Annotated in this window: 16 protein-coding genes and 3 tRNA genes; 16 read left to right on the top strand and 3 right to left on the bottom strand. The window is 47.4% G+C overall.

Going from position 1 to position 15,467, the window contains the following annotated elements:
* Positions 1-31 precede the first annotated feature (31 nt).
* From HPY27_RS05005 to HPY27_RS04995, 3 genes are all read left to right on the top strand, one after another.
* Positions 32-108, top strand: a tRNA-Pro gene (locus HPY27_RS05005).
* A gap of 25 nt (positions 109-133) precedes the next feature.
* Positions 134-221, top strand: a tRNA-Leu gene (locus tag HPY27_RS05000).
* A 14-nt stretch (positions 222-235) separates the two neighbouring features.
* A tRNA-Gly gene (locus HPY27_RS04995) sits at positions 236-309 on the top strand.
* A gap of 292 nt (positions 310-601) precedes the next feature.
* Here HPY27_RS04995 and HPY27_RS04990 read toward each other — a convergent pair.
* Complete coding sequence (locus HPY27_RS04990; RefSeq protein ID WP_017250398.1) at positions 602-1,768, bottom strand: sensor histidine kinase; 1,167 nt, start codon at positions 1,766-1,768, stop codon at positions 602-604.
* A gap of 213 nt (positions 1,769-1,981) precedes the next feature.
* On the opposite strand from HPY27_RS04990, the gene HPY27_RS04985 reads away from it, so the two are divergent.
* The 13 genes from HPY27_RS04985 to ytfJ all read left to right on the top strand — a co-directional run bounded on the left by HPY27_RS04985 (position 1,982) and on the right by ytfJ (position 11,094).
* Positions 1,982-2,632 carry a TerC family protein gene (locus HPY27_RS04985; protein WP_017250397.1) on the top strand — a complete coding sequence of 217 codons (651 nt, stop codon included), beginning with the start codon at positions 1,982-1,984 and terminating at the stop codon, positions 2,630-2,632.
* Between the two features lie 121 nt (positions 2,633-2,753).
* Positions 2,754-3,338: a YkoP family protein gene (locus tag HPY27_RS04980; RefSeq protein WP_017250396.1), complete on the top strand. Its 585-nt coding sequence runs from the start codon at positions 2,754-2,756 to the stop codon at positions 3,336-3,338.
* Positions 3,338-4,468 carry an MGDG synthase family glycosyltransferase gene (locus HPY27_RS04975; protein WP_017250395.1) on the top strand — a complete coding sequence of 377 codons (1,131 nt, stop codon included), beginning with the start codon at positions 3,338-3,340 and terminating at the stop codon, positions 4,466-4,468. Before HPY27_RS04980 ends, HPY27_RS04975 begins: the two co-directional genes overlap by 1 nt.
* 79 nt (positions 4,469-4,547) lie before the next feature.
* Positions 4,548-4,751, top strand: coding sequence for an alpha/beta-type small acid-soluble spore protein (locus HPY27_RS04970; protein WP_007717155.1), 204 nt, complete (start codon positions 4,548-4,550; stop codon positions 4,749-4,751).
* Positions 4,752-4,901: 150 nt separating this feature from the next.
* Positions 4,902-5,108, top strand: coding sequence for a DUF1657 domain-containing protein (locus tag HPY27_RS04965; protein WP_007717150.1), 207 nt, complete (start codon positions 4,902-4,904; stop codon positions 5,106-5,108).
* Between the two features lie 84 nt (positions 5,109-5,192).
* Positions 5,193-6,053, top strand: coding sequence for a DUF421 domain-containing protein (locus tag HPY27_RS04960; RefSeq protein WP_017250394.1), 861 nt, complete (start codon positions 5,193-5,195; stop codon positions 6,051-6,053).
* 15 nt (positions 6,054-6,068) lie between these two features.
* Complete coding sequence (spoVAC, locus tag HPY27_RS04955; protein WP_017250393.1) at positions 6,069-6,542, top strand: stage V sporulation protein AC; 474 nt, start codon at positions 6,069-6,071, stop codon at positions 6,540-6,542.
* Positions 6,543-6,545: 3 nt separating this feature from the next.
* Positions 6,546-7,562, top strand: a complete 1,017-nt coding sequence (gene spoVAD / locus HPY27_RS04950) for a stage V sporulation protein AD (RefSeq protein WP_173622308.1) — start codon at positions 6,546-6,548, stop codon at positions 7,560-7,562.
* A gap of 4 nt (positions 7,563-7,566) precedes the next feature.
* The gene (spoVAE, locus tag HPY27_RS04945; protein ID WP_017250391.1) at positions 7,567-7,917 is read left to right on the top strand and encodes a stage V sporulation protein AE; all 351 of its coding nucleotides are present in this window, start codon (positions 7,567-7,569) and stop codon (positions 7,915-7,917) included.
* Between the two features lie 94 nt (positions 7,918-8,011).
* On the top strand, positions 8,012-8,659 hold the full coding sequence (gene sleB, locus HPY27_RS04940) for a spore cortex-lytic enzyme (RefSeq protein ID WP_174224451.1): 648 nt from the start codon (positions 8,012-8,014) through the stop codon (positions 8,657-8,659).
* A 146-nt stretch (positions 8,660-8,805) separates the two neighbouring features.
* Complete coding sequence (locus tag HPY27_RS04935) at positions 8,806-9,777, top strand: S-layer homology domain-containing protein (RefSeq protein ID WP_238144496.1); 972 nt, start codon at positions 8,806-8,808, stop codon at positions 9,775-9,777.
* A 66-nt stretch (positions 9,778-9,843) separates the two neighbouring features.
* A complete protein-coding gene (locus HPY27_RS04930; RefSeq protein ID WP_173622307.1) occupies positions 9,844-10,503 on the top strand; it encodes a DUF2953 domain-containing protein in 660 nt (219 codons plus the stop codon).
* A gap of 108 nt (positions 10,504-10,611) precedes the next feature.
* Positions 10,612-11,094: a GerW family sporulation protein gene (gene ytfJ, locus HPY27_RS04925; protein ID WP_069851476.1), complete on the top strand. Its 483-nt coding sequence runs from the start codon at positions 10,612-10,614 to the stop codon at positions 11,092-11,094.
* Between the two features lie 68 nt (positions 11,095-11,162).
* Here ytfJ and HPY27_RS04920 read toward each other — a convergent pair whose 3' ends face one another.
* Together HPY27_RS04920 and pyc are read right to left on the bottom strand one after the other, a co-directional pair.
* A complete protein-coding gene (locus tag HPY27_RS04920) occupies positions 11,163-11,849 on the bottom strand; it encodes a hypothetical protein (protein ID WP_017250386.1) in 687 nt (228 codons plus the stop codon).
* A gap of 73 nt (positions 11,850-11,922) precedes the next feature.
* On the bottom strand, positions 11,923-15,369 hold the full coding sequence (gene pyc / locus HPY27_RS04915) for a pyruvate carboxylase (RefSeq protein ID WP_174224450.1): 3,447 nt from the start codon (positions 15,367-15,369) through the stop codon (positions 11,923-11,925).
* Between the last annotated feature and the right edge of the window lie 98 nt (positions 15,370-15,467).

Here is a 15,467-nt window from a genome sequence, read left to right as displayed (position 1 = left end):
CTTTACTACAAAAGTGAAGAAAATATAATGTCGGGAAGTAGCTCAGCTTGGTAGAGTACTTGGCTTGGGACCAAGGGGTCGCAGGTTCGAATCCTGTCTTCCCGACCATGATTTGCCCACGTTTTACAGGTTTGCCGGGGTGGCGGAATGGGCAGACGCAACAGACTTAAAATCTGTCGGGAGTTTCTCCCGTACCGGTTCAAGTCCGGTCCTCGGCACCAGCATTTATTTTGATGCGGGTGTAGTTCAATGGTAGAACTCCAGCCTTCCAAGCTGGTCGCGTGGGTTCGATTCCCATCACCCGCTCCATACATAAAGCAGAGAGCCAATAGGTTCTCTGTTTTTTTGCGTCTAGGAAAGCAGGACTATTTTTACTTGAGGCAAAAGTATGAAGGCTTATCCAATCGTTGAATAGATAAGCCTTTGTTCAATACAGGTATAAATTTTTGTCGAAAGCTGTCTGACGTTTTCTATGGTAGAAACATATGTTTTCGTGTACAGTAAAACTAAGATCGCTTACCGATGAAATTGGTAACGGATCTCTTGCCTTGCCTCCTGCCTTGTCAGGGGGCTTTTTTGCGTGAGACAAAAGAATGCGACCTTAGAGAGCTTCCATTCGTGGACCAACTTCCTGAGCATTCGCAATCGGCAGAGAAACGATAAAGCGTGTGCGTTTTTCATTGGAATCACAATGGATCGTGCCTTGATGCTTTTCAATAATATTTTTGCAGATGGACAAGCCGATACCTGTCCCATTTTGTTTAGTCGTAAAGAATGGTTGGAAAAGATTTTCTACGATCTCGGGTGGAATCCTTTCGCCGTTGTTTTCCACACTCAAATAGAGCCATCCATCTGAAGAAGTGGAAATGACATGAATATACTTGTCTGTACGATTTTGTACGGCGTCAATGGCATTGTTTAATAGATTGACGACAACTTGCTTCAAGCCTTCTTCATAACATGCGAGTGAGCAGGGGTGGATTTGTTTTTCAAAACGTATGTTTTCTCCCACGAGGCGAGGCGTAATCAGCATCTCTACTTCTTCAAGCAGTTCTTCTACTTGAACGGTTTTAAAAATTTCATCGAGAATTGGTTTTTTGGAAAAGCTGAGGAATCCGGTCAGTTGCCGATGTAAATTCTCAAATTCATGCATGACGACTTGAATGTACGTCTGAAGCTGGGCCTGTTCCTGCGTAGACTCGCCGATCAGCTTCAGGAACCCTTCAATGGCACACAACGGATTACGCAGCTCATGAGCCATATTGGCGGCAATTTTTCCGAGCATGGTCAGTTTGTCGTTATGCAAATAGGAGATCGTTTCTTCCTTCTGGACCAGCTCTTTATTTATCATTTGTTCAAAATGATAAACAGCCCAGAAGACACTTTCATCCATGGCCTTGCCCAGTTGGCTTTCCAAATAGTGCATTTCTTGTGAGGAGAGGGACCATCTCTGTAATTCTGGTTGGAGAACCCGCCAGAATACATTCCGGTACAATTGATATGTGCGCAAAATGGAGGAGAAGGGGAATTCCTGAGAACGAAGCCATTCTCCCATATCTAATGCCCAAGTCTGCATGTCATGATCTACATCCTCAACCAGATAGCGAGCCAAGAGCACTGTTCGTTTTTCTGCAAAATCGCGAGGAATGGTTACAGGAATTTCCATGCTGCGAACAATTTCTTGCAGCCATATTGTGGTGATGCTTGGTGTTAAGTCTAAAATCTTCCTTGAAACGTTATAAAGGTTTAGCGTCACAGTCTCCACCATCTCTTATCCACCCCACTAAAATCGTAAGGGAAAATGCCTAATTTAGACAAGGTATAATTATCCTGATTTCGCAATAAAATGTATTTTTTTCGGAAGTTTTTATCTACAAAATCCGCTGAAAACCGCCTTTTTTCGGAAAAATATTCAATCATGAGTCCGATTCCAGTCGCATAAAGTAGAATGGACGAACTTTATTGGACCAGGGAGGCAGGGATGGGCGAGTATTTTTGGCTGGGTCTTCTACACATCTTTATGATCGATCTGGTATTAAGCAGTGACAATGCTGTGGTCATAGGTATGGCCTGCCGCGGACTCCCTCAAAATGAGAGAAAACGGGCAATTCTATATGGGACATTGGGAGCAATCCTCTTGCGAATTGTGCTAACGGGAATGACTACTTGGATGTTGGATATTCCTCTCGTGAAGGCAATCGGGGGATTATTATTGCTATGGATAGCGTGTAAGTTGATGCTAGGTGAGAATGAAGAGTTCGCAGACGTATCGCATAATCAGACAATTGGTCAGGCGGTCAGGACCATTATAGTAGCAGATTTTGTCATGAGTTTAGACAATGTTTTGGCAGTTGGTGGAGCAGCACATGGCGATTTATGGTTAGTTTTGCTGGGGTTAGCGATGAGCATCCCATTATTAATGTGGGGAAGTGTATGGATTGCCCGCTTGATGAATCGTTTTCCCAGTATGGTCATCATTGGCGGAGGAATTCTTACCTTTACGGCAGTGGATATGTGTCTCCAGGATCCATATGTCTGGAAGTGGGTGAATCCTTTGCTCCTCAATCATATGTGGTTGCCCGTATTTGCTGCATTAGTGGTCATGTTTTGGGGGCGGATGAAAAGGACGTGAAAAGGTGATGAGGATTGTACATTGTTGGGCATACTACAACAAAGGTCATGGCCGTTTTGCGAAAATGTAAGTGGTCACATCCAGCTGAATGAAAACATAGCGGGAAAGGAACTATTTCGAAATGAATACAAGCCTCTTGATGCTATGGGGATACTGGGATGAAATCTACCAGCGTTGCACCAGACTTACCTATATTGAGAAAGGGAACAATATTTTTCGGGTTGTTGTATTACGCTATCGGGGAGAGCCACTCGTAACTACCGATCACTGCATCATTCATGACGGGGATTTGATCCTAAAGCTACATATACACAATTATTACTTTGCTACACTGTGCAAAGGAGTGAAGGATGAACTGCGCTTGGCACTTCTTTTGCGAAGACTTATCCTCCAATCACTGCCAAAGCTAGCCACGTTCCTGGATTCGATGGAAAATAAAGATCAAATAAAAGGGATAGTGGGAACGACCATGCTACATAAAGGGGTAACACCTTTGGGCTTCTCGATTTCTGATGTGCCCATGACTTGGTTTTTTCGGTACAAGCGATGGTACTTGCGCCTCATGCTAAGAATCGTGCATCCCAATGGAAAGCGGCGATTGCAATCATGGAATCATGAAATGCCCCTAAAGCGTGTTTATATGTCCAAGGAATTTTTACTCAATCGATATGCGGAGGGCAAGCAGCCTCTAGGAGAGTCCTACTAATGGCAAAGCGGTTTCTGTTAGTGACAGAGGAATGGGCAGGGAGTGGTCATCGGATGGCTGCTGAAGCTCTGCAAGAAGTTTTACTGGAAAGTGAGGGGGCACGATCGGCGCGAGTGGTGGGAGGATTGAAAACCGCCAGTCCAGGCTTACGTGTGCTCTCTCATTTTTTTTATCGCAATATGCTGCGCTACGGTCAACCCGTGTGGCAACGCATCTATGAACAGGAAGAAATGCTGGGCAGTGCATTAACCAAAGCACTGGGATGGTGGCTATCCGCAAGATTAACCAATCAACTGTTGCAAGAAGAGAAGCCAGATGTCGTCATCGCTACGCATGCATATTGCTTGTCCGCATTGGCAGAAGCGAAGAAAAGGGTGTCCAAGCCTTTCCAGCTCGTTTGTGTGCCCACGGACTTCCATATTAATCGGTTTTGGGTTCATCCAGCAATTGATGCGTACATGGTGGCACATGAGCAAATTGCGCAAATTCTAATCGAACGCTACGGGATTGGCCCTGAAAAAATCCATGTTTATGGCATTCCAGTTCGGCCTGCTTTTACTACAGCGTTGCATACCGACAAAGCGGCTTGGAAAAAACAACTGGGACTCGTGCCAGATCAATTCACTGTGCTGATTGGTGGGGGAGAAGGCGGTTATGGTGGAGTGGAGCAGGTCGTACGAGAGTTGCTGTTGGAAGAGCAACCATTGCAGATAGTAGTCGTGACAGGGAAGAATACAAGCCTGTACAGACGACTGGCGGGCTTATTAGGTACAAAGAGCACTGACCATCGTTTTATATTGAAAGGGTTTGAGCCGCAAATGTGGCAGTGGATTGGAGCAGCTGACGCCTATATAACGAAGCCAGGTGGCATTTCGTGCGCGGAGTCACTTGCTCTTAAGACACCGCTCATTTTATTCCACCCATTACCTGGACAAGAAAAGCATAACTGTTCCTTTTTACTCGAGCAACAAGTGGCGATCTTGGCTGAAACGCCGGTCGAAATCAAAGAAATCATCAGGTCATGGCGTCAGCCTGAAAAAAGGGATGCTTTTGTAGGATGTTTGGACAAGCTGGGGCGACCAGAAGCAGCTCATCGAATAGCCCATGCTCTGCTTCAATTAACAGACTAAAATTGGAAGAAAAAAAGAACGAATGAACAAGCAAAACTTCACGCATATTAAACTTACAAACGACGAGGAGGTGATACAAATGGCGAACAACAACAGATCCAGTAACAATCTGGTGGTTCCTCAAGCAAACCAAGCGCTGGACCAACTGAAATACGAAATCGCATCCGAATTCGGTGTTCAGCTTGGACCAGACACCACTTCCCGTCAAAACGGTTCAGTTGGAGGAGAGATTACAAAACGTCTTGTCTCCTTTGCTGAGCAACAACTGGCTGGACGTGGCTAATCTAATAAGCTGGATGAAGGGAGGCACCTATGGTGTCTCTCTTTTTATTTTTCTAAGAAAAAGGAAATTATTTACAGATGAAAATGGGGGAGACCACCGCATAAATATTGGGTGGAGGCGGATTCTATATGTGTTAGGAGGTGAGTGGATATGACAGTAGGAGCACAAGTAAAACAGACGCTTGCCAGCTTGAAAGGCGCACAAGCAGATTTTGAAACGTTTGCTCTTAGCACGCAAAACAAGAAAGCGAAGCAATTGTATTCGCAAGCAGCAGAGCAGACACAATCCATCGTAGACAACCTCCAGCAGCGTGTAACGGAGCTGGAAAAGGAAGAACCACAGTTTAAGGGATTCTAGTGGAAGTGTAGGGAAAGGGAGAGGGACTTCCTCTCTCTTGGTTTTACTACCTATAAAAATCACCTCAGGTGATGGAGGTGGCTTATGCCTGACTGGTTAAATATTACGCTGCGTTCCATTGGCGCAGTTGCGTACTTATTTTTATTGACGAAGATTATTGGGAAAAGGCAAATCAAGCAACTTACATACATCGAATACATTGTCGGCATCAGCATCGGTTCGATTGCGGCCTTCATGGCAACCGAAATGGATGGACCGATCTATCATAGTTTGATCGGCATGGGGATTTTTGCGCTTTTCCCTTATTTAATGGAGTGGCTATCACTCAAGAGCAAGTTTCTCCGCGACCTATTTGAAGGGAAATCAACAGTTCTCATCAAAGAAGGCAAGATTTTGGAGGACAATCTGAAAAAGGAACGATTGACTGCGGAAGACTTGATGGAACAATTACGAATCAAAAACGTGTTCCGAGTAGCTGATGTAGAGTTTGCGTTAATGGAGACAAGCGGGGAAGTCAGTGTCTTATTAAAATCAGAGAGTCAGCCGGTAACCCCCAAACACCTTGAATTGACAGTAGCTCCTGCGGAAGAGAATCAAGTGGTCATTATGGATGGGGTGATCATGGACGAGCCGCTGGCAACAGCAGGTCTGAATCGCAGATGGGTTCGCACGGAGCTGCAAAAAGCGGGAGTGGCTTTGGAAAATGTTTTCCTCGGCCAAGTAGACAAAGGTGGAGAGCTCTATCTCGACCTGTATGACGATAAATTGATGGTTCCAGGTGCCCAAGCGATGAAGCTGGCTTTTGCTACATTGAAAAAATGTCAGGCGGATCTGGAGCTGTTTGCACTCAATACAAAAAATGAACAAATGAAGCGTACCTACCAAACCGATTCGGAACAGCTACAACAGATTATCGATCAAGTAAAACCGTTCATGATACGGTAAAAAGGAGTAAGTAACATGGCAGATCAAAAAAAGAAAAAGCTGACTCCCGTCCAGCAAGAATATCAGGAATTGGCAAAGGGACACGAGCCTCCGCGACCGCTTTTGCGCAATTTTACTCGGGCATTTTTAGTGGGTGGCGGCATTTGTATGATCGGACAAGGGATACAAGAAATGTTCATTCACTACTTCCATTTTACGGAGAAAACCGCTGGGAATCCTACAGTAGCTGTCTTGATCATTCTTTCGGCTCTTTTGACCGGTCTAGGACTATATGACCGGATTGCCCAATGGGCTGGGGCAGGAACGAGTGTGCCGGTTACGGGTTTTGCCAACTCGATTGCATCAGCGGCGATCGAGCATCGCAGCGAAGGATTTGTGCTGGGGGTCGGCGGTAACATGTTCAAGCTCGCGGGGTCAGTGATTGTGTTTGGAGTGGCGGCGGCTTTCGTCGTTGGCTTGATCAAAACATTGTTTACGATGGGAGGCTGACGGATGCGCCAAGGTCATCAGTCTTGGGTCTTTCCTTTAAAACCTGTCATTCTCGGGCACGCTGCGATTGGTGGGCCTTTTGAAGCTAAGGGACCGTTAGCCGAAGACTTTGATATCTTGCACGGAGACTTGAATCTCGGACAAGACAGCTGGGAAAAGGCGGAGAAAGTCCTGCTGGAAGAAGCGTGCTCGAAAGCGGTGGAGAAAGCGGGGCTCACGAAAGAGCAAATAAACTTTATGCTTGCCGGGGATTTAATGAACCAGATCATATCTGCCAGCTTTTCGGCCCGGACGCTTTCGATTCCGTTTCTGGGGATTTTCGGAGCGTGTTCAACAGCGATGGAGGGCTTGGCCTTGGCTGCTCTCATGGTGAATAGTCAAGCTGCCGAGTACGTCTTGGCTGCTACCTCCAGTCACAATGGGGCTGCGGAAAAGCAATATCGCTATCCAACGGAGTACGGCTCACAAAAGCCCCCAACGGCACAATGGACCGTGACGGGAGCAGGGGCTGCTGTTGTAGCCAGTCAGGGTAAGGGATTGCGGATTACGGGAGCCACCATCGGGCATGTAGTCGATATGGGATTAACAGATCCATTCAATATGGGAGCAGCGATGGCGCCTGCCGCATTATCCACGATTGAGTCGCATTTCCGTGACTTTCAGCTCCCTCACGACCATTATGATTTGATTGTAACAGGCGATTTAGGACGAACGGGCCATGCCATTTTATCTGATCTGTTGCCCAAGCATCACATGCACATTCCCTTAGAGCGCTATGTCGATTGCGGGAAGCTCATTTATGGTGAAAATCCAAATGTATGGTCGGGTGGTAGCGGATGTGGCTGTATCGCTACAGTGACGTACGGGCATCTACTTCGGCGGATGAAGCAAGGAGAATGGAAGCGAATCTTGCTGGTTGCCACAGGAGCCCTCTTATCCCCGTTGACCTTCCAGCAGGGAGAAAGCATTCCTTGCATCGCCCATGCCGTGGCTATTGAGTCGGAGCAACTTGGAGAGTGATACCATGATGTTTTTGTGGGCGTTTCTCGTAGGAGGAACGATTTGCTTAATCGGTCAATTTCTCATGGATGTCGTCAAGCTCACACCTGCCCATACGATGTCCTCTCTTGTTGTCACTGGAGCAGTGCTAGACGGACTCGGTCTATACGAGCCACTGGTTCATTTTGCCGGAGCAGGAGCGACAGTACCCATCACGAGCTTTGGAAATGCACTGGTACACGGTGCAATGGCGGAGGCCGAGAAGCATGGAGTCATTGGCATTATTACCGGCATTTTTGAAGTGACGAGTGCGGGGATTTCGGCTGCCATCGTCTTCGGATTTATCACAGCAGTCATGTTCCGGCCAAAAGGATAATGGCAGGTACATATTGCCACTTGTGCCAAAATACTTGAATTGAACCTACTTTCGCCAACTTGTAGAATGGGTTGGGTAAAGGAGGGAACAATTTATGTGGTGGAGCAAGAAAGCAGTATTAACCTTGCTTGCTGCCTTTATGGCTGTAGCGTGTATTTTCCCGGCCGACTCCCTGGCAGCCATACAGATTCAGCGCGGAAGTGTGAACGGGGATGTATGGGATCTGCAGTATCGTTTGCAGATGCTGGGTTACTACAACGGCAAATTGGATGGCATTTACGGTGCGAATACAACAAAGGCCGTCAGACAGTTTCAAAAAGCATACGGCTTATCGATTGACGGTATCACTGGACCAAATACATGGCGCGTTCTAAAGAAAGTGTCGGTAAATAAAGCGGAAATGCAGATGCTGGCGCAGCTGGTCTATTCCGAAGCACGCGGAGAACCTTATGAGGGCCAAGTAGCTGTGGCTGCGGTCGCGTTGAACCGTGTCCAGTCCAAAAACTTTCCCAATACACTTGCCGGTGTCATCTTTGAGCCATTAGCGTTTACCGCTGTAGATGATGGACAATTCTGGATGACTCCTAACAAGACTGCTTATCAGGCAGCTTGGGATGCCGTACGAGGATGGGACCCGACAAACAATTCTATTTACTACTTTAACCCTGTTACGGCGACCTCCAAGTGGATTTGGTCACGTACACAAGTGAAAAAGATCGGCAAACACATTTTTGCCATTTAACCATTGCTCATGCAGCCCTTGAAACAGTATTCGTCATGATGCTGTTCGAGGGCTTTCCTTTTGACTGGAAACTATTGTTCGTTGTTTTTACAAAATAGTTCGATAAAATGGTACGAAAGGAATCGCATATTTCCCCATGGAGGTTGATGATGAAGAAACGGATGATCCTTGCCTCGCTGGCAGCCTTTTTGCTAATAGGTACACCAGTTGTCGAGGCAGAAACAACGAAAATGAACGAAACACCTTATGTAGACATTAGCGGCCATTGGGCAGAACAAGAAATCAATCAACTTTACATAGCGGACGTAATTGGTCAAAACGAATATTTTCGACCTGATGACAATGTGACATTGGGTGAACTGCTCACGATGTTTGTGAATGCGAAAGGAATTGAACCTCTTGGCAACAAGCAATCATCCTTTGCGGACGTACCGGGAAACAGCTGGCTGTCGCCTTATGCAGAGACGGCCTATCGACTGGGAATTGTCCATGGGCAGAAGCAGGGGAATCACCTGTTTTTACATCCGGATGCCCCAGTAAAAAGAGCAGAGCTCGCCTCTATCCTGGTAAGAACAATGGGGGACAGCGGGGTAGTCAATAACCTGAAGTGGTCTACGACGATCCAGACATTGAACCAATACCCGGATGGGAACAACGTGAAAGAGAAAGAGCAACGCCCACTCGTTTACGCCATGCAAAACGGGTTAATGAGTTCCTATGGGGACGGTACATTAAAGCCGAACAAGTATATGACGAGAGCCGAAGCAGCCACATACGCGGCCCTTCACTTGCTTCCGGATAAGCCGAGAACGACAAAAGCTCTCGCAAACGGAACACCTTTTCGCCAGGAATTAACGGTACAGACGACTGCTTACAGCTACCCGAACGACAAAATCCTGTCGTATCTGGAGTATCCACTGCGCGAAGGTGTAGTAGCGGTTGATCCAAATGTCATCCCGCTTGGTACGCACTTGTACATCGATGGCTACGGCTATGCAGTGGCAGCTGATATCGGTGGTGCGGTAAAGCAACGCCATGTGGATCTGTATCTTCCGACGTTGAACGAAGCTGAAAATCATGGCTTGCAAAAAGGCGTCAAAGTATACGTACTTGATTAATAAAAATGCTGAACATATTTCCTGCTCTTTCCACTCATACTAACGTGGAAGGGGTGGGATTTTTTCATGGTATGGGTGTTGCTAGCATTGTTTGGTTTATTTGTCCTACTAGCGATTACGCCAATACAATTGACGTGTTTTTACAGTCGCGAGGGCGATAATGATCAATTGGAAATTACGATTGCAGCTTGGGGTATCATTCGCAGGAAATACGAAATTCCCATTCTCCTCTTGAAAATGACAGAAACTGGGCCTGAGCTTGTCGCAAAGGTGGAAACGATCCAGCAAGGAAGCAAGCTTCGGGAAAAGGTCAAAGATTTTACGCGGAGACAAGTGAAGGTATGGTATCGAAATTATCGTGACGTGCTGGAAAGAGTGCGTGATTTGCTGCCTTTGCTAAAAGACCTGTTCAAACAAATTCGCTGTACGAAGTTAGAATGGCATACGTTGTTGGGCACAGGTCAGGCAGCGGAAACAGGGGCGCTGACAGGACTAATCTGGGGAGTGAAAAGTCTGATTGTCGGGATTCTCTCTCACTCCATCTCTTTACAGACGATGCCTGCCATGAGTGTACAGCCTGTCTGGAACCAAGCCCTTCTACATACGAAAGTTCAAGCGGTGTTACATTTTAGTCTGGGTCACTTCGTTTTCTATGCGCTAAAAGTAATTCTGCGGATTCGAAAAAGTAAACAACGAAAATGGCAAGCTGCGCCTACGCGTGCCTAATGACAAAGGTTGGAGCCCGCATATTTATTCCCTTGTGTAGGGTACATGCTCCGGATTTGTTGGGGGAATGATAAAACATGACACAGACAGGAAGGAGGAGCGACAAATATGGCAGACCACCCGATTCAAGGCCTGATGAGAACAGCGATGGAAAATCTCAAGCAAATGGTGGACGTGAATACAATCATAGGTGATCCGGTTGAGACACCTGACGGTAGTGTCATTCTTCCGATCTCCAAGGTAGGATTTGGTTTCGCAGCAGGGGGTAGTGAGTTTCAATACGATCACCAGCATAATGGGCACCAACACAATCAACAGCATGAACATGCTGGTCACCCGTTTGGCGGGGGTAGTGGGGGCGGTGTCTCCATCACACCTGTAGCTTTTTTGGTCGTTGGCAAACAAGGAATTCGCTCGATTCCGCTTGAAAATACGACCCATCTCTATGACCGGATTTTGGATTCTGTTCCGCAAATCGTGGATAAAGTTCAGGGGATGTTTACCAAATCGGATGAACCCACTGTTTATTCCAATACGATAATTGCCAGAGCAGAAGAACAAGATTTGGAAGACCTGATGGATCGAAAGTAAGGCAAGCACAAAACAGGTATGCTCCACAAAAGGGGCATACCTGTTTTTTCAGTAGTAAGCGTATGACATTACCAGCGTTCGTTTACATACAAGCCTGTTTTCGCAACATGCTGATAATGAAGGCTCGAGCTGGAGGAGGCGATATAAGGATGGAGAGCCATCGCTTCCTCGTAGTACCGTGAAAAGGAGCCGAGGGGCTTGCTTTGCAATCCCAATGTACCTGCTCTGAATGCTTGGGCTACTCGCTCCATTGTATTTGTATAGTCCACATAGTGGGTCTGTACGGCCTCCAGCCATTTCTCATCGTCCATTTCCAGTTGTCCATCTGGTAACAGCTTGATTCCAAACATTTGGAGTTTTTCCTCTGCGTCTTTTGCCACTTGAGCGAATGCATCCAGCTTTTGCGCCGTCAAGGTATCTGCCTTTTCCGTAAGAAATAGCTGCAGGTGATTGTATTTACTTACTAACGAGTGTGTTCGCTCATGGAATAGCTCCATGTCAGGTCCAGCTTCGCTATCTTTACCCGCGGCTATAAATTCCCGAGCACTCTTCTCCAAATCGGAGGAAAACCGGTAGAGACGCGATAAGGAATCGGAAAGCTCTGTTGTCCATTGCTGCTGACGAGTGTAGAACGGCTGCAAATTATAACGGAAGATTGGATTGACCGGCGTGCTTAATTTTGCCTGAAGCATATGGGTACGATAGCGGCCTACCCGCTGCGTAAATGGAACATGGCTGACTCGATTCGTTTTCATGTCGGTCACCTCCTTAAAAGCAAATGGAATGAATCCCCAGGAACAATTTACTATCTCCTATTATAGACGATGCCTACTCCATTTCAATGAGCAGATCGCCAGTTTGAATGGCTTCGCCTGCTTTCACGTAGACGGCTTTAATTTTTCCGTCGAGTGGGGCTTGAATCGTCGTCTCCATTTTCATCGCTTCACTCACCAAAAGATGCTCGCCTTTACGCACCTTGTCACCTTCTGCTACAAGCACCTTGAGCACTTTTCCAGGCATAGAGGCACCGAGGTGGCCAGGGTTTTGGGCTTCTGCTTTTCGGCGGATCAGTTCAGAGACTTTTGCGGATTGGTCACGGATGAAGATTTCACGTGGCTGTCCGTTCAGTTCAAAATAGATGATGCGTCTGCCATCTGGATGAAGCTCGCCAACTGCGACCAGCTTGATAATCAGCGTTTTACCGCGCTCGATCGTAATGGCGGTTTCCTCACCCGGACGCAATCCGTAGAAAAACGTTCCGGTATCCAATACCGACAGGTCTCCGTATTCCTTCAGGCGTTGTTCAAATTGCAAATAGACTTGCGGATACATGATATAGGACAGGACGTCTAGCTGACTGAGCTCACGTCCGATTTTGGCTTCCAACTCAGCCGTAACTTGCGTAAAGTCAATAGGCGCGAGCAATTCGCCAGGACGTGCAGTAAAGGCATCGCGACCTTTTAGCACGAGCTCTTGCAACTCCTTCGGGAACCCTCCCGGCGGTTGGCCAAGATACCCTTGGAAAAATTGAATGACCGAATCCGGAAAGTCGAGGCGTGTGCCTTTCTCCCAAATGTTTTCCTCATTCAAGTTGTTTTGGACCATGAACAATGCCATATCACCGACTACCTTGGATGACGGGGTCACTTTTACAATGTCACCACACATTTGATTGACGACAGCATACATGTGTTTCACTTCGTCCCAACGACCTTCCAGACCAACCGCTTTGGCTTGTTGCTCCAGATTGGTGTATTGTCCGCCAGGCATTTCGTGAACGTACACCTCAGTGTTGCTCGCCTTCATGCCACTTTCAAAGCCTTGGTAGTACGGACGTACATCCTCCCAGTAATCCGACAGCTTGTTGAACGATTCAAGAGACAAGCCAGTCTCACGCTCCGTATGGGCTAGGCTCGCGATCAACCCGTTCAAGCTTGGCTGGGAAGTGAGTCCAGACATGGAGCTGACGCAAGCATCGACGATATCCACGCCTGCTTCGATTGCTTTCAGAAGCATAGCACCAGCGTTTCCTGACGTATCGTGAGTATGCAAATGGATCGGAATGCTGATTTCTTGTTTTAAAGCAGAGACGAGCGAATAAGCAGCATACGGCTTCAAAAGACCTGCCATATCCTTGATCGCGAGAATGTGGGCACCTGCTTTTTCCAATTCTTTAGCCAGATTGACGTAGTAGGCCAAGCTGTATTTGGTCTTGGTCGGGTCCAGAATATCTCCGGTGTAGCAAATCGCTGCTTCGGCTACCTTGCCAGATTCACGTACGGCTTCAATGGCTGTTTGCATTCCGGGAAGCCAGTTCAGGCTGTCAAAGATCCGAAAGACATCAACGCCATTTTCCGCAGAGGCTTTAACGAAGGCGTGGATCACATTATCCGGGTAATTGGTGTAGCCTACGCCATTTGCTCCGCGCAAAAGCATTTGGAACAGGACATTCGGTATGCGTTGGCGGAGAATTTGCAGTCGTTCCCAGGGAGATTCCTGCAAAAAGCGCATCGTCGTGTCAAAAGTGGCACCGCCCCACATCTCCAGCGAGAAGAGCCCAGAACCGAGCTTGCCTGTCGCTTCTGCAATGGAGGCGAGATCGTAGGTGCGCACACGCGTAGCAAACAAAGACTGGTGGGCATCGCGGAATGTCGTGTCTGTAACAAGCACATGCTTCTGTGCCTGAATCCAGCGTACCAGACCGTCGGCACCTTCCTTATCCAGAATTTGCTTCGTCCCGTCCGGATATGGCTGAGCAAATGGTGTCCGCGGGATGCGAGGTGAGTCGAAGTGCGGCTTTTTCTCCGATTTCTGGAGACCAGGATATCCGTTGACAATCGTGTCTCCGATATAAGATAGTAATTTGGTACCCCGGTCCTGACGGCCAGGGAAGATGAACAGCTCTGGTTTGGTATCAATAAACGACGTATCGTAGTTGCCACTCAAAAAATCAGGATGTGTCACGACATTTTCCAAAAACGGCAGGTTCGTTTTCACGCCACGAATACGGAACTCACGCAATGTGCGGAGCATTTTGCGAGCGGCTTGGTCAAAGCTCGCGCCATACGTGGAGATTTTGACCAGAAGCGAGTCATAAAACGGTGTAATGATCGCGCCTGGATAACCATTGCCGCCGTCCAGCCTTACGCCGAAGCCGCCACCAGAACGCCAGGCGGACAAGCGGCCGGCATCTGGCAGGAAGTTGTTTTCAGCGTCTTCTGTTGTGACACGGCACTGGATGGCAAAACCACTCATCTGGATATCACTTTGCGCACTGATGCCAATCTCCTCACCGGAGAGCGCATGACCCTCAGCTACGCGAATCTGTGACTGAACAATGTCGATTCCAGTGATGAGCTCTGTGATGGTATGCTCTACTTGAATGCGAGGATTGACTTCTATAAAATAAAAACGCTTGTCCGGCGTTAACAAAAACTCGACAGTACCAGCGTTCGAATAACCGGCTTTTTGCATAAGAGTGAGAGCAGCCTGGCAAATTTCTTCACGCAGTTTGTCATTCAACGATAGGCTCGGTGCCACTTCGACCACTTTTTGATGGCGCCGTTGAACAGAGCAATCGCGCTCATACAGATGGACGATGTTTCCGTAGTTGTCTCCGAGAATTTGGACCTCGATGTGTTTGGGCTGTTCTAAGTATCGCTCCAGATACACCTTAGCATTGCCAAAGGAAGAGCGGGCCTCGGAACGTGCGCGATCTAACGAATCTTGCAATTCCTCCTGACTGCGGACGATACGCATGCCACGGCCTCCGCCGCCAGATACACCTTTAATAATGATGGGGTAGCCGTATTCTTTGGCAAAGAGAAGTGCCTCTTGAAGTGTTTCGATGGGCTCCGGAGTGCCAGGAATCACTGGGATTTCCGCTTCAATCGCAAGACGACGTGCTTCTACCTTGTCCCCGAATTTGTCGATCAGCTCAGGGGATGGTCCAATGAAAATGATGCCTTCCTCTTGGCAACGCTTTGCAAAATCAGCGTTTTCAGCAAGAAATCCATAGCCTGGGTGAATGGCATCGATATCGTTGCGCTTGGCTATTTCGATGATACTTTCGATATCGAGGTAAGCCTCAATAGGCCCTTTACCCGCTCCGACCAAGTAAGACTCGTCAGCCTTGAAGCGATGGATAGAAACGTTGTCTTGCTCGGAGTACACGGCTACCGTACGTATGCCGAGTTCCGTTGCTGCACGAAAGATCCGAATGGCGATCTCACCGCGGTTTGCTACCAGTAGGCGATTGATTTTTCTCTTTTTCATTATTCTCTCCCCCTTACGTCTCGGAAAAAAAGACGTATTAAAATTATATATAGAACAAATATACAAAATTTTCTCGACACAAGACACCCTTTTTTCGA

Source organism: Brevibacillus sp. HB1.1 (assembly GCF_013332445.1).
Taxonomy (GTDB): Bacteria; Bacillota; Bacilli; order Brevibacillales; family Brevibacillaceae; genus Brevibacillus; species Brevibacillus porteri.
This window is presented reverse-complemented; position numbering and strand designations above follow the sequence as displayed.

What these genes read in the sequence shown, in the direction of transcription:
- HPY27_RS04930 (WP_173622307.1), top strand. Translation starts at nt 9,844, where the DNA reads ATGGTATGGGTGTTGCTAGCATTGTTTGGTTTATTTGTCCTACTAGCG.
- ytfJ (WP_069851476.1), top strand. Translation starts at nt 10,612, where the DNA reads ATGGCAGACCACCCGATTCAAGGCCTGATGAGAACAGCGATGGAAAAT.
- spoVAD (WP_173622308.1), top strand. Translation starts at nt 6,546, where the DNA reads ATGCGCCAAGGTCATCAGTCTTGGGTCTTTCCTTTAAAACCTGTCATT.
- HPY27_RS04975 (WP_017250395.1), top strand. Translation starts at nt 3,338, where the DNA reads ATGGCAAAGCGGTTTCTGTTAGTGACAGAGGAATGGGCAGGGAGTGGT.
- spoVAC (WP_017250393.1), top strand. Translation starts at nt 6,069, where the DNA reads ATGGCAGATCAAAAAAAGAAAAAGCTGACTCCCGTCCAGCAAGAATAT.
- HPY27_RS04990 (WP_017250398.1), bottom strand. Translation starts at nt 1,768, where the DNA reads ATGGTGGAGACTGTGACGCTAAACCTTTATAACGTTTCAAGGAAGATT.
- HPY27_RS04985 (WP_017250397.1), top strand. Translation starts at nt 1,982, where the DNA reads ATGGGCGAGTATTTTTGGCTGGGTCTTCTACACATCTTTATGATCGAT.
- HPY27_RS04960 (WP_017250394.1), top strand. Translation starts at nt 5,193, where the DNA reads ATGCCTGACTGGTTAAATATTACGCTGCGTTCCATTGGCGCAGTTGCG.
- sleB (WP_174224451.1), top strand. Translation starts at nt 8,012, where the DNA reads ATGTGGTGGAGCAAGAAAGCAGTATTAACCTTGCTTGCTGCCTTTATG.
- spoVAE (WP_017250391.1), top strand. Translation starts at nt 7,567, where the DNA reads ATGATGTTTTTGTGGGCGTTTCTCGTAGGAGGAACGATTTGCTTAATC.
- pyc (WP_174224450.1), bottom strand. Translation starts at nt 15,369, where the DNA reads ATGAAAAAGAGAAAAATCAATCGCCTACTGGTAGCAAACCGCGGTGAG.
- HPY27_RS04935 (WP_238144496.1), top strand. Translation starts at nt 8,806, where the DNA reads ATGATGAAGAAACGGATGATCCTTGCCTCGCTGGCAGCCTTTTTGCTA.
- HPY27_RS04965 (WP_007717150.1), top strand. Translation starts at nt 4,902, where the DNA reads ATGACAGTAGGAGCACAAGTAAAACAGACGCTTGCCAGCTTGAAAGGC.
- HPY27_RS04980 (WP_017250396.1), top strand. Translation starts at nt 2,754, where the DNA reads ATGAATACAAGCCTCTTGATGCTATGGGGATACTGGGATGAAATCTAC.
- HPY27_RS04970 (WP_007717155.1), top strand. Translation starts at nt 4,548, where the DNA reads ATGGCGAACAACAACAGATCCAGTAACAATCTGGTGGTTCCTCAAGCA.
- HPY27_RS04920 (WP_017250386.1), bottom strand. Translation starts at nt 11,849, where the DNA reads ATGAAAACGAATCGAGTCAGCCATGTTCCATTTACGCAGCGGGTAGGC.